This window comes from Fluviirhizobium alvei, assembly GCF_030551875.1.
In the GTDB taxonomy this organism is placed as follows: Bacteria; Pseudomonadota; Alphaproteobacteria; order Rhizobiales; family Rhizobiaceae; genus Rhizobium_E; species Rhizobium_E alvei.
In genome coordinates, this window is the sequence record NZ_JAUOZU010000001.1 from 70,351 (window position 1) to 84,305 (window position 13,955).

8 protein-coding genes are annotated in these 13,955 nt (G+C 59.8%); 7 read left to right on the forward strand and 1 reads right to left on the reverse strand.

All coding sequences use genetic code 11. The features are described from left to right. Positions 1–86: 86 nt before the first annotated feature. The 6 genes from Q4481_RS00390 to Q4481_RS24655 all read left to right on the forward strand — a co-directional run bounded on the left by Q4481_RS00390 (position 87) and on the right by Q4481_RS24655 (position 10,618). A complete protein-coding gene (locus Q4481_RS00390; protein WP_304374193.1) occupies positions 87–2,414 on the forward strand; it encodes a transglycosylase domain-containing protein in 2,328 nt (775 codons plus the stop codon). A gap of 246 nt (positions 2,415–2,660) precedes the next feature. Beyond that, positions 2,661–4,571: a molecular chaperone DnaK gene (gene dnaK, locus Q4481_RS00395; RefSeq protein ID WP_304374194.1), complete on the forward strand. Its 1,911-nt coding sequence runs from the start codon at positions 2,661–2,663 to the stop codon at positions 4,569–4,571. A 153-nt stretch (positions 4,572–4,724) separates the two neighbouring features. Beyond that, complete coding sequence (dnaJ, locus tag Q4481_RS00400) at positions 4,725–5,873, forward strand: molecular chaperone DnaJ (RefSeq protein WP_304374196.1); 1,149 nt, start codon at positions 4,725–4,727, stop codon at positions 5,871–5,873. Positions 5,874–6,041: 168 nt separating this feature from the next. Continuing rightward, the gene (locus tag Q4481_RS00405; RefSeq protein WP_304374197.1) at positions 6,042–7,283 is read left to right on the forward strand and encodes a glycosyltransferase family 4 protein; all 1,242 of its coding nucleotides are present in this window, start codon (positions 6,042–6,044) and stop codon (positions 7,281–7,283) included. Positions 7,284–7,297: 14 nt separating this feature from the next. After that, positions 7,298–8,833: a lipopolysaccharide biosynthesis protein gene (locus Q4481_RS24650; RefSeq protein ID WP_304374199.1), complete on the forward strand. Its 1,536-nt coding sequence runs from the start codon at positions 7,298–7,300 to the stop codon at positions 8,831–8,833. Positions 8,834–8,836: 3 nt separating this feature from the next. Next, positions 8,837–10,618, forward strand: coding sequence for an alpha/beta fold hydrolase (locus Q4481_RS24655; protein WP_304374201.1), 1,782 nt, complete (start codon positions 8,837–8,839; stop codon positions 10,616–10,618). A 40-nt stretch (positions 10,619–10,658) separates the two neighbouring features. Here Q4481_RS24655 and Q4481_RS00420 read toward each other — a convergent pair whose 3' ends face one another. Next, on the reverse strand, positions 10,659–11,777 hold the full coding sequence (locus Q4481_RS00420; RefSeq protein ID WP_304374202.1) for a glycosyltransferase family 4 protein: 1,119 nt from the start codon (positions 11,775–11,777) through the stop codon (positions 10,659–10,661). 247 nt (positions 11,778–12,024) lie between these two features. On the opposite strand from Q4481_RS00420, the gene Q4481_RS00425 reads away from it, so the two are divergent. Further along, positions 12,025–13,944: a GumC family protein gene (locus Q4481_RS00425; protein ID WP_304374204.1), complete on the forward strand. Its 1,920-nt coding sequence runs from the start codon at positions 12,025–12,027 to the stop codon at positions 13,942–13,944. Positions 13,945–13,955: the final 11 nt, after the last annotated feature.

Below are 13,955 nucleotides of genomic sequence, written 5' to 3' on the forward strand. Positions count from 1 at the left end.
GAACTATTATTAACGCCCCCTTAAATCGCCACATTTAAAGTCCACCGCAGGACAGGTCGGACGAATGGAAGGCATAATCCCAGTCAATGGCGGACAAGAAAAAATCCCGAACGCGGATCGAACCTTCCTTCGAAGGCTCCAGCAGGTCCCGCAGCAGTGGTGATCTGCGCGCTGATCCGCGGGATCGCGTGACACGCGGCCGCTCGAGCAAGCCCGCCAAATCATCGAAATCCGCGTCGCGCTCGCGATCCTCGCGCCGGTCCGGCGGTGGATTCTTCTCCCTCATCCGGCGCCTGACCTACTGGACCTTTGTCCTCGGTCTCTGGGGTGGTATCGCGGTTGCTGGTCTGGTTCTCTATTATGGCTCGCGCATGCCGAGTGCCGAAAGCTGGGCAATGCCCGACCGGCCGCCGAACATCAAGATCGTTGATGTTAACGGCGAACTGCTGGCCAATCGCGGCTCGACCGGGGGCGAGGCGCTGTCGCTCGATTCCATGTCGCCCTACATTCCGCAGGCGGTGATGGCGATCGAGGATCGGCGATTCTACAGCCATTTCGGTGTCGACCCGATCGGCCTGGCCCGCGCCATGGCCCGCAACGTCATGGCGGGCCGCATGGTTCAGGGCGGTTCCACGCTCACCCAGCAGTTGGCCAAGAACATGTTCCTGACGCCCGAGCGAACGCTGGAGCGCAAGGTCCAGGAAGTGCTGCTCGCCTTCTGGCTCGAGAGCAAATATTCCAAGGATCAGATCCTTGCCATGTATCTCAACCGGGTCTTTTTCGGATCCAATTCCTATGGGGTCGAGGCAGCCTCGCGGCGCTATTTCAACAAATCGGCGCGCGACGTGAATCTCACCGAAGCGGCGATCCTTGCTGGGCTTCTCAAGGCGCCGTCCGCCCTGTCGCCGGCCAAGAACCCAAAGGGTGCGATGGACCGTGCCAAGCTCGTTCTCGCCGCCATGGAAGAACAGGGCTATGTGACGCAGGAGGAAGTGGCTGCCGCATCCTCTGCAACGCCACCGAAGGCAAAGAGCTTCTGGTCAGGTGCCGAACATTATGCTGCCGACATGGTGATGGATGAACTGCCCAAGCTGGTGGGTGAGTTCAAGGAAGATATCATCGTCGAAACCACCATTGACCGTACGCTGGAAAAGGCGGCCGAAAAGGCCATCAAGGCCTCGCTCGACAAGGACGGCAAGAAGCTGAATGCCAGCCAGGCGGCCTTGGTTGCCATCGACGGCACAGGAGCAGTGCGGGCGCTGGTGGGTGGTCGCGAATATGCCGACAGCCAGTTCAACCGTGCCTTCAAGGCCAAGCGCCAGCCCGGTTCCGCCTTCAAGCCGTTCGTCTATGCAGCTGCCCTCGAACAGGGCCTGTCGCCGAATTCGGTGCGCAACGATGCGCCGGTGCGGATCGGCAAATGGACGCCGGAAAATTATGACAACAAATATCGCGGTCAGGTAACGCTTGCCTCGGCGCTCGCCAACTCGCTGAACACGATTGCAGCCCAGCTCGTCATGGAGGCGGGCCCGCAGAATGTCGCCAAGCTCGCGCGTCGCCTCGGCATCGAATCCGAACTTAATGACAATGCCTCGATCGCGCTTGGCACGTCGGAGACGACGCTGGTCGAACTCACGGCCGCCTATGCGCCCTTCATGAACGGCGGCTTCAAGGCAACCCCGCACATCATCCAGAAAATCACCACGGTCGATGGCAAGGTTCTGTTCGAAAGCACGTTTGACATGCCGCCCAAGGTTCTGTCGGAAAAGGTGGTCGGCCAGATGAACCGGATGCTCGTGGGTGTCATTGCCAACGGGACCGGCAAGAATGCCAAGCTTCCGGGCTGGCAGGCCGCCGGCAAGACCGGAACCACACAATCCTTCCGCGATGCGCTGTTCGTCGGTTACACGACCAATCTCGTCGCCGGCGTCTGGTTCGGCAACGATGACGGCGATTCGATGAAAAAGGTCACGGGTGGCGGTCTGCCAGCCAAGACCTGGAGCGAATTCATGATCGCCGCCCATGCCGGGCTTGCCCCATCGCCGCTTCCCGGACTGGGTGGGGGGACGACCGAGCCGGATCGCCCGGCACAGGAGCCGTCCGCTGACAGTAGCGAAACCCTTTTCGATATGATCAGCGAAGCCTTGGGTGGTGACGAGCCCAAGCCCGCCGATACGAAAAAGGCTCCCGCCCGCGAGCCGGTCAACGATGCGCGCCTGAGGCCGGCCCGTCCGGTGGAACCATTGACCGAAGATGCACCGATCCCGCCGGCAACGGTCGATCAGGTCATTCGCGACAGCGAAGGACAGGCCGACGAAGGCCTGGTTCCGCCCATGGACGTAGGCGCAACGGGCTCGACCGAGCCCAAGCCGAAGTCCAAGGGCACGCTGCTCGACGTCATCCTGCAACAGTAACCGCAGCCATTGCGCGGCTTTTGACCGCGGTGGCCCCGATGCTGCATGTTGCGGCATGGCAAGTTATGTGAAAATTTGCAGGAAATTGGCGGTATTAACGCCTTGCAGAGGCAAAAACGCCTCCTTATATGTCCGTCATCGGCACGGGCCCTGGGGTCCGGCAAATCTGAATGAAACCATCCATACGGGGGATGCCTTGGAACGCCGACATGGGTCCTGGCAACCTGCTTAGAGGAGAGAAGTGAAATGGCTAAAGTTATTGGTATTGACCTCGGAACCACGAATTCCTGCGTAGCGGTGATGGATGGCAAGGATGCCCGCGTCATCGAGAATTCCGAGGGCGCCCGCACGACCCCTTCGATGGTGGCTTTCACCGAAGACGGCGAACGTCTCGTCGGCCAGCCCGCGAAGCGCCAGGCCGTGACCAATCCTGAAAACACCGTCTTTGCTGTGAAGCGCCTGATCGGTCGTCGCTACGAAGATCCGACCGTGGAAAAGGACAAGGGTCTCGTTCCCTACAAGATCACCAAGGCCGGCAATGGCGACGCCTGGGTTGAAGCCCGCGGCACCGGCTATTCGCCGTCGCAGATCTCGGCCATGATCCTGCAGAAGATGAAGGAAACGGCCGAAGCCTATCTCGGCGAAAAGGTCGAAAAGGCCGTTATCACCGTCCCGGCTTACTTCAATGACGCCCAGCGTCAGGCCACCAAGGATGCAGGCAAGATCGCCGGCCTTGAAGTGCTCCGCATCATCAACGAGCCGACTGCAGCAGCACTGGCCTACGGCCTCGACAAGAAGGATGGCAAGACCATTGCCGTCTACGACCTTGGCGGCGGCACCTTCGATATTTCGGTTCTCGAAATCGGCGATGGCGTCTTCGAAGTGAAATCCACCAACGGCGACACCTTCCTCGGCGGTGAAGACTTCGACATGCGTCTGGTCGAATATCTTGCGACCGAGTTCAAGAAGGATCAGGGCATCGAGCTGAAGAATGACAAGCTCGCTCTGCAGCGTCTGAAGGAAGCTGCCGAAAAGGCCAAGATCGAGCTCTCCTCCTCGCAGCAGACCGAAATCAACCTGCCGTTCATCACGGCCGATGCTTCGGGTCCGAAGCATCTGACGATGAAGCTGACGCGCGCCAAGTTCGAAAGCCTGGTCGATGATCTGGTTCAGCGCACGGTCGCGCCCTGCAAGGCAGCCCTCAAGGATGCCGGCGTTTCCGCAGCCGAGATCGATGAAGTCGTTCTCGTTGGCGGCATGAGCCGCATGCCGAAGGTGCAGGAAGTCGTCAAGCAGCTGTTCGGCAAGGAACCCCACAAGGGCGTCAACCCGGACGAAGTCGTCGCCATGGGTGCCGCCATCCAGGCCGGCGTTCTGCAGGGCGATGTCAAGGACGTGCTGCTGCTCGACGTGACCCCGCTGTCGCTCGGCATCGAAACGCTCGGTGGCGTCTTCACCCGTCTGATCGATCGCAACACGACGATCCCGACCAAGAAGAGCCAGGTCTTCTCGACCGCCGAAGATGGCCAGCAGGCCGTGACCATCCGCGTTGCCCAGGGTGAACGTGAAATGGCAGCCGACAACAAGCTGCTCGGTCAGTTCGACCTCGTCGGCATTCCGCCGGCACCGCGTGGCGTGCCGCAGATCGAAGTCACCTTCGACATCGATGCCAACGGTATCGTGAACGTTTCGGCCAAGGACAAGGGCACCGGCAAGGAGCACCAGATCCGCATCCAGGCCTCGGGTGGTCTGTCTGACGCCGATATCGAAAAGATGGTCAAGGACGCCGAAGCCAACGCCGAGAACGACAAGAAGCGTCGCGAGTCGGTCGAAGCCAAGAACCATGCCGAAAGCCTGATCCATTCGACCGAGAAGTCGCTCAAGGATTATGGTGACAAGGTCAGCCAGGAAGATCGCGACGCGATCAGCCAGGCGATCGAAGCTCTGAAGACGGCCGTGGCCTCTGCCGATGCCGACGCCGAAGACATCAAGGCCAAGACCCAGACCCTCATGGAAGTGTCCATGAAGCTCGGCCAGGCCATGTATGAGTCCCAGCAGGCGGAAGGTGGCGCAGCGGGCGCCGCCGGTTCGGACGACGACAACGTCGTCGATGCTGACTTCGAAGATGTCAGCGACGACAAGAAGAAGTCGGCCTGAGGCTGATCCATCGGGCCTGCAGGAATACCTGCAGGCCTTTCCACTTCCGTGAATGTGTGATGCGCCGGTTTCTCCCGCGCTGGTTTGAAATCGATAGGGCCAGTCGCGGGACATAGGCGTGAGTGCGCGGGATAAGGCCCGTTTGGACCCGATATGGCAAAAGCTGACTTTTACGATACGCTCGGTGTGAGCAAAACGGCGGACGAGAAGGAGCTCAAGAGCGCCTTTCGCAAGCTTGCCATGAAATGGCATCCGGACAAGAACCCGGGTGACGAGGCCGCCGAAAAGAAATTCAAGGAAATCAACGAAGCCTATGAAACGCTCAAGGACCCGCAAAAGCGCGCGGCCTATGATCGCTTCGGCCATGCCGCCTTCGAACAGGGTGGAATGGGCGGCGGGCCCGGCGGTGGTGCCGGTTTCGGCGCCGGTGGCTTCTCCGATATATTCGAAGACATCTTTGGCGAAATGATGGGCGGCGGTCGTCGGCGAGGTGGTGGCGCTTCGCAGGGCCGCGAGCGCGGCGACGACCTGCGCTACAATATGGAAATCTCGCTCGAGGAAGCGTTTGCCGGCAAGGTGGCGCAGATCCGCGTTCCCTCGTCGATCACCTGCGATGTCTGTACGGGAACCGGGGCCAAGCCCGGCACCAAACCCACAACCTGCGCCACCTGTCATGGCTCGGGCCGGGTGCGGGCGACGCAAGGCTTCTTCTCGATCGAACGGACTTGCCCCACCTGCCAGGGCCGCGGCCAGACCATTGCCGATCCCTGCACCAAGTGCCATGGCCAGGGTCGCGTGACCGAAGAACGTTCGCTGCAGGTCAATATCCCGGCCGGTATCGAAGATGGTACCCGCATTCGCCTTCAGGGCGAAGGGGAGGCCGGTCTTCGTGGCGGGCCGTCGGGTGATCTCTATATCTTCATGTCGGTCAAGCCGCACTCCTTCTACAAGCGCGACGGTGCCGATCTCTATTGCACCATCACGATCCCGATGGTGACGGCGGCGCTGGGCGGCAAGTTCGAGATTTCCACGCTCGATGGCACCAAGTCGCGCGTCACTGTTCCGGAAGGCACGCCCACCGGCAAGCAGTTCCGCCTAAAGGGCAAGGGCATGCCGGTTCTGCGCTCGCACCAGACCGGTGATCTCTATGTGCAGATCATGGTGGAAACGCCACAGAAGCTAAACAAGCGCCAGCGCGAGCTTCTGGAAGAATTCCAGAAGATTTCGTCGAAGGATAACAATCCGGAATCAACAGGCTTTTTCGCCAAGATGAAGGATTTCTTCGATACGTTGAGCGACTGACATCCGCTCGACTGAATGATTTGACGCCCGGTATGCCCATACCGGGCGTTTATCTTTTCTTGACGATGAATTGCATCGGTCTGGCACAAGGACCGGTCATTTGCATAATTTCAGATTTCCATAACGACTGTGGATTAGCGTCCTAACGGTTCAACAGGAAATCTGGATGTGAGACGCTTATATCGTTTGTTCCGGGCGCAGGTGCTTCAGCGGCTCATCCCGCGGTCCCCGATGGAGTTCGATCCGTCCGGACCGCTGGAGGTGGTCGGCTATCTGTCCATGTCGGCAGGCGTTGGAGAATCCGCCCGGCTTTGCGCGGATGCCCTCGCATCGAGCGGGCTGCCCATCCGGCTGCGCGATGTCAGTACCGATCCGGAATCGCCCGAGGCAATCGGCTGGCATAGGCCACGCGAAAGTGCCAAGGCGGCGACGAGCCGTATCCTTCATCTCAATCCGCCGATGTTGCCGCGTGCCGTGGCATCGATCGGGTTTGGCAAATTCGCTCGTGCCTTCAACATCGGCTATTGGGCCTGGGAACTCGAGGAAATCCCGTCCGAATGGAAGAACGCGTTCCGCTATATGAACGCAATCTTCGTCCCCTCGGTCTTTACCCGCGATGCACTGGCGCGCCATACCGACCGGCCGGTGCTGGTGGTTCCGCATCCCGTTACTGAAAAGACGGCGGAAGATGCGATCCGCTGCCGGTTCTCGATCCCTGAGGATGCCTTCCTCGTCAGCTCGGTCTTCTCTGCGGGCTCCTCGATCAATCGTAAGAATCCGCAGGCCGTCATCAAGGCCTTCCAGATTTTCCGGGCACAGCATTCCAACAGTTTCCTGCTGATGAAGGCGAGCGGCAATCCGGCGACGGATGAGGCGCTTCGCACTTTGCTGGCGGAAACAGAAGGCATGCCGGATGTGAAGATTGTCACCGATCGGCTGCCATCTTCGATGATCCAGGGCATTATCCGCCAGTCGGATGCTTACCTGTCGCTTCATCGTTCCGAAGGCTTCGGGCTGACCGTTGCCGAAGCCATTCTTCATGAAACGCCGGTGGTTTCAACCGGATGGTCCGGCACGGTGGATTTCTGCGATCCCGCCAACACCTGGAACACGCGCTACAATCTGATCCCTGTGGTGGATGATCATCCGGAATTCGCGCATCTTGCTCACGCGCGCTGGGCTGATGCGGACTGCAATCATGCCGCTCAACAGTTGGCAGCCATTGCGCAGGACCCCGCAGGCGCCAAGGCGAAAGCTGTCCGTGCGCGGGCGTTCCTCAAATCCTATCTCGCCGCCAACACCTACGAAACCGCATTGCGCGCGCTTGTGAAGACCCAGTCGGCCAGTCTCAGATCCGACCGGTTGACCAATGTTATACATCGCGCTGCCCATCCAGGCCGTAACGGATAAACAAGAGCAAGCCTATGGCCAATGGAATTCTCGCCAATTCGCTTCTGAACGCGCTCGCTGGTCTCATGCTGCTGGTGACCGGCTTTGCATCCACAATCATCACCGCACGCCTCCTGGGTCCGGAAGGCAACGGCATCATTGCCTTTTCGCTCTGGCTCGTCATGTCCGGAGCCTCGATCGCCGAACTGGGATCGAGCGTCATGCTCCTGAAAATGTTGCCGCAGTTGAAGGCGCAGGGTTATGACGAAAAGCGACGCAAGGGCTTTTCGGCCGTCCTTCTGACCCCGACCCTGTTTGCAACCCTGGTACTGACCATCCTCTACGCCATATTCTTCCTGACCTCGGAAGAATATCATTGGGCGGAAACCGCCCCTTCTGTTGCGTTGGTGACGGCGTTTCTCTTCGTCATTCAGGCGATCGGTTCTTTCAGCAAATTCTATCTGATCGGCGAGAAGAAACTCGGCACTTTCTTCAAGCTCACTGTCTTGGTCTCACTCTTTCAGGTTGCCGGTGTTTCGGTCGGTGCGGTTACCCATGGTGTCGAAGGCGCGCTTGTCGGCTATGCGCTTGGCCAGTTCGTCCTGTTTGTCGCCACGGCCCCGATCATTTTTGCCCGTCGCGACCGCTGCGACGTGCCACGCAGTTACCTGGCTACGTCTTCGCTCATCATCTCGCTGGAATTCATCGTCGATTCAATCTTCCTCAATCGCATCGAACTTCTGTTCCTGCAGCAGTTCTGGTCTGTGAAGATCGTCGGCTTCTATGCTGTCGGCCTATCGCTCGCCAATATGGCTCTGCAGATCCCTATTCAGCTGACCGGCAGCTTGTTGCCCTATTATTCCGAGCGCCGGCATGAAAACGGTGGTGGCGGACTGTCGGCCGATGTCATAGCCGGTGTTACGCGGGCCCTGTCCTATATTACCCTGCCTGTCAGTTTCGGCCTGGCTGCGATCGCGACCGAACTGGTGACCGTTGTGTTCGGTGCGCCCTTCCGCGAAAGCGGTCTCACCGTGGCTTTGCTTGCGCTTGCCGCGCCGGGAGCCGCCTTCATGCAGACGCTGAGCCTCTATCTCCTGTCCATGGATCGCACCAAGGAAAGGCTCTATATATCCATCGCCGCCAGCGCCATCATGGTCGCCGGATGCTTCCTGCTGGTGCCTTTCTTCGGTGGAGAGGGTGCGGCATTCGCCCGCATCGTCGTCTTCCTGGCCATGTGCGTGATGATGATCGTGCTTTTGCGGTTCGGGTCCGAATTCAACAAGCTCTATTTCAGCCTCGCCAAGGTCGCATTTGCTTCATTTACCTGCGCGCTGGCCGCCTGGCTCAGTCTTGAGGTTCTCAATGGCGGCTTAGGTCTGGTCGTGGCGATCGCCGTCGGCGCCGTCGTCTATGTCGTAGCGCTCAGGATCTTCAAGGCTGTCGAGGTCGAAGATGCGCTTGTCCTTGTCGGCGGTTTGAACCGTCTGCCAAATCCGATCGCCCGTTGGGCCCAAATTCTTCTCGGCTTCGTGGCGCCAGGCGCCATGGCCGCCGGGATCAAGGAGGACTAATTCATGGAAAGCAACCCGGTTTCACTGTCGGAGGAGCAGGTCGAAGGTGCTGGCCGTGCGGCGGGCATCGGTGTGACTTTTGATGAAACCATCGGTCTTTATCAGCCTGAAGAAGCGCAATCTACAGCAAGGGACGTCGCCATCCTGTTCGTGAGCCCCTGGGGCTATGACGAAATGTGCGTTCGCAAGTCCATCCGCATTTTCGCGGAGCGTCTTGCTGCCCGCGGCTATCCGAGCCTGCGCTTCGACTATCCCGGCACAGGCGATTCTGCGGCTGACGTCATGTCCGTCGAAAGCCTTGCCGCCTGGGAAGATTCGATTGTCGCCGCCGCCGCTGAACTGAAGTCGCTGAGTCGCCGGAACAGGCTGGTTCTGATCGGCCACGGTCTCGGTGCCACGCTTGCCCATCGCGCGGCTGCGCGGATCGAGGATGTCAGCGGCATTGCGATGCTCGCTCCGGTCACCAGCGGCCGTACCTACCTGCGGGAAATCGGCTTTCGCGCGAAATTCATCTATGAGGATCTTGGGCTCAAGGATGACGATCGATTCCAGGACCAGATATCGATTGCCGGCCTGATCATGCCGCCAAAGGTGGCGCAGGAGGTCAAGGCGCTCAATCTTGCGGCGCCGCAAACAGCCACGGCCTCAAGATACCTCATTCTCGAGCGCCAACATCGGGTATCTGAATTGGCACTCGCCGATGCGCTGCGCGAAGGTGGAGCCACCGAGGTGATCCAGGAAGAATATCTCAACTACGATCTTCTCATGACCATGCCGCTGACGGCGCGCGAGCCGCGGGAAATGATGGAGCGGGTCATCGAATGGGCCGATATGCTATCGCTCCCCACGGATCTTCGTGCTCTGTTGCCCGCAGGTGACCAGCAGTTGACCGGCGACGGTTTTGTCGAGCAACCGGTCCGTTTTGGCGATTACGACCATCTCTCCGGCATCGTCTGCCGACCCGAAGGCGAAATTCGGGGGCGTTCGGTGCTGCTTCTGTCCACCGCCTATGACCGCCATTCAGGCTGGGGACGGGGCATTGCCGATCTGGCCCGGGATCTCGCCCGCCAGGGTATTCTCTCGCTGCGTTTCGATTCAGCCAATGTTGCGGACAGTCCACCGCGACCGGGCCAGCCGGATCGCGTTCTCTATTCCGACGGTCAGAACGAGGACGCTTCGGCGGCGTTGAATTTCCTCGAAAGCCTTCGTCACGGGCCCTTGATGATCGCCGGTCGCTGCAGCGGCGGCTATGTCGCCTTCCGCGCCGGCCTTGCCGACAAGCGCGTGCAGGCCGTGGTCAGCGTCAATCCTTTCGTTTTCTTCTGGGAACCGGGCAAGATCGTTCCCGAAGATGTGTCGATCGTACCGCGTAGCCTGAACGATTATGGCCAGCGGTTCGTGCGCAAGGAGACGCTTTGGCGACTTCTGCGCGGTGAGGTCAACATCCGCGCTGCATTGCGCAACATGACGATCGCGCTCGGGCGGCGTCTGTCCTTCCGCTTTGCCCCGATCCTAATGAAGCTGCCCGGAAAGCACAGCGTCGCTGCGGAAGTCCGCTCGGCCTTCGATACCTATGCGAAACGCCATGTTCCGGTTTCCATCATGTATAGCGAGGCCGATGTGGGGCTCGAACATCTCTATTTCCAGTTTGGAGCTGGCGGAGAACGCTTACGACGCTATCCGAATGTGCATCTTCAGATGCTGGCGAATGCTGATCACAATCTGACGCCGCCGCGTGTCCGTCAGCGGTTCGTCGACGAGGTGAAGGCGCTGGCCCTCAAATGAGGGCTGGTTGAGTTATGCGCCTTATCCTGGGTGGAGGCTTTCAGCGCAGGCCAAGGACAGACCGGTAGATGGCGAAATACTGTTCCGCCACGGTTGACCAGGAATAGGCATCCGCCTGTTGCATCGCCTGCGTCCTCGATTGATCGACATGAGCGCATAGTCCGTTCCATTGCGCCAGGAACACATCCGCCACGGCGTCAGGTTGCTCGTAGTCAGCGAGACTGATGCTGTCATGCTTGGCAGCCAGCGCGCGATAGGCCTCGTTTTCCGCAAGCACGGGAAGAAGGCCGGCGCTCATGGCCTCGATGGCGACCAGCCCGAACCCTTCATATTCAGATGCGGATGCGAAGAAGGAAGACTGGCCGATCAGGGTGCGGATCGCATCATTTTCGAGATTGCAGTGAACCGAAACATGATTGGAAATTCGCTCCGCCGCAATCATGGTCTCGAGATCGGCGACGGTCTGGTCCGATGGCACGCCGACAATGTCGAGGTGCCAGTCCGGATCCTTGCGGACGAGTGCCGCCATGGCCGAAATCATCCGGTCGAGCCGTTTGTTCGAGGAGAAACGGCCGATGGTTACGATCCGTTTGGACGGCGACTTTGCGGACGCATCCCTGAATTTGTTGGTGTCGACCCCGTTCTCGATACAGGCCACGCCACGGCTGACGATTTTCTCGAACAGTTCGGTATCGGACTGGCTGCAGGCGACGACCCGATCATAGCGGGACGCTGAAAGGCGGGTGAGGGTCTGGAACCAGATCGCCTTGATGCGGGCAAATCGCCTGGTGTGGAAGAAGCCGCCATGGGTCGTCACGATCATCGGCTTGCGGTGGAAGAGGCGCGTAAGCGCGAGGAAATCGAAGAAAAAGTCGATGGCATGGACATGGACGAGATCGGCTTCCCGAATGCTGCCGAGAACCTTCGGGGCGATCGGATAACGGCTGGAACCGCGCCAGGGAATCCGGATGACCTCCAGCCCGTCGATGGTTTCTCTTTCGGCAAGTTTGCGGCCGGGATCGGAAAAGACGCTGTCGAGGGTGACAATACGAATGCGATAGCCGGCCTTCTGCCCTTCCCGCGCGAGATTGGCGACCACATCTTCAAGCCCGCCACGGCTGGGATGAAACTGCCGCACCACATGGACAATGAGGGGCATGGAAAGCGTCTTTCTGCCGGGGCGGCCTGCCAAATCGGAAATTTCGGTCATCGAACGCCTGCTGGACGGAAAGCATGGAAGGATTCCGCATGCTTTGACGCTAAAGTTTAAGATCTGGTGTAGCGCTGAGAATTCACCGGTCGTTAACCATGTTTTGCCAATGTCGAAACCGGAATGCCGGCGTCTCTCCGGCAATCGAAATCAAGGTCGCAACGCCATGAGGCGCGATCGAGGGAAGCAGGCGTCCATGGATATCTTCAGTCTCCCGGGTATTATCCTGAAACGTTGGCTCTATGTCATTGTTCCAGTGGTATTGTTCGTCTGCCTTGCGGCCGCCTATGTGGTTGTCGTCAAGCCGACCACGCCCGTTGTCGCCGAAATCCTCATCGATCCGCAGGGGTTGGCCGCCGAACAGGGCAAGCTTGCGCCGGATCCGTCTGCTCCCAATCAGGATGCTGCAATTCTCGAAAGCCAGATCTATGTTCTGCAATCGAGCGAAATTCTGGGTGCGGTTGTCGACAGGCTCGATCTCACCAAGGATCCGTTCATCTATGCCGGATCGACCGCCGACAAGGAACTGGCAAAGGCAGCCGCAATCAGTTCGCTGCAGAAGCGGCTGGCAGTCGAGCGCGCCGGACAGTCCTTCGTCGTCGAACTCACCTTTAAGCATGTCGATGCCAGGAAGGGCGCCGAAATCGTCAACACCATCGCCAGCGTCTTTCTCAAGAAGATCCATGAAGCGCGTGGCGAAGCCACCAGCCGCATGAGTGGTGCCTTCGAACTGCAGGCCGAAACCCTTGCTGCGCGGGTCCGCAAGGCGGAAACCGAACTCGAAAAATTCAAGGCCGAAAAGGGCATCGTCTCGACCGGTCAGCAGGGGCTGGTGATCGACCAGCAGGTCGAAGGTGTCAACAAGCAGTTGATCACCGCGCGCGCCGAGCTCGGCGCCAAACTCGCAAGCTACGATCAGGCAAAGGCGGTCACGGTCGGCTCCATCGAAGCTGGCGGCATCCCGGAAGCGCTGAACTCGACGGCACTCGGCACCATGCGGGCGCGCTATGCCGATCTCGTCTCGACCGCCAACGAACTTGCCTCCTCTCTGGGGGCCAATCACCCGCAGATGCGTGCTGCCCGTTCGCAGGTGGAAGGCATGCGCGGTGCCATCGAGCAGGAGCTCACCCGCATTCGCCAGTCGCTGAAGAATGCGGTGGATCGCAGCCAGGCAAACGTGAACATGCTGCAGTCCCGGCTCGATACGCTGACCCAGTCCTCCAACAATGTCAGCGAGGCAGGCATCAAGGCGCGTGAGCTGCAGAGCGAGGTCGATACGCTGCGGGCTCTCTACAAGGCCTTCCTGTCCCGTTCCGAGGAGCTGGGACAGAACCAGGCGGTCAACATCAACAATTCCCGCATCATCACCAAGGCCGTAGCCTTGGGGGGCGGGTCCTCGCTTGCCAAGCTCCTGATCATAGCTGCTGCTGGCCTGTTCGGCATTGCCGTCGGTAGTGTGCTCGCCGTGCTGCGGGAGAATTTCAACGAGCTGTTTGGTCGCGGCAGTGCAGCCGATTTGACCGAGCCTTCCCAACCCTCGGACGCAGCTCAGGCGGTGCCGACTCCGGCGGCAGCGCCCGCTTCCATCCGTGTCGCTGAACCGGCTGCCTCATCTGCGATCGCGCAAATGGGCATGGATGGCGCCGCAGAGCGGATCCTCTCCCTGGCTTCGGCCAAGGAAATGCCCACCATCCTGTTTCTTTCGGCGGACAATGACAATGACGGCGAAGCGGTGGTCGCTCGGCTTGCAAATGCTCTTTACCGCCGCAACAAGAATGTTCTCTACTCATCCGGTCATGGCAATGAACGTGTTGAGGCGATATCGGGCAGCCGGCTGCGTTTCGAACGTCTCTCGCATGAAATGCGAGCGCGCAACGCTGGTGCACCGACATTCCGCCATTTCGTCGGCCGCTCGGGAAAGGCCGATGTGGTGCTGATCGATGCCGGTGCGGAGGATGCCCGCCGGCAGTTGCTGGAGCTTCTCGACAAGGCCCAAGGTATCTTCGTTCTTACCTCGGCCGACAGCAAGCCGCAGGAAGTCAGCAATCTCGTCGCCTCGCTCGACCCGTGGAAAGACCGCATGCTTGGCACCATCTCGAGCGGCCGCGCCGCCTGACAGTCGTGAGG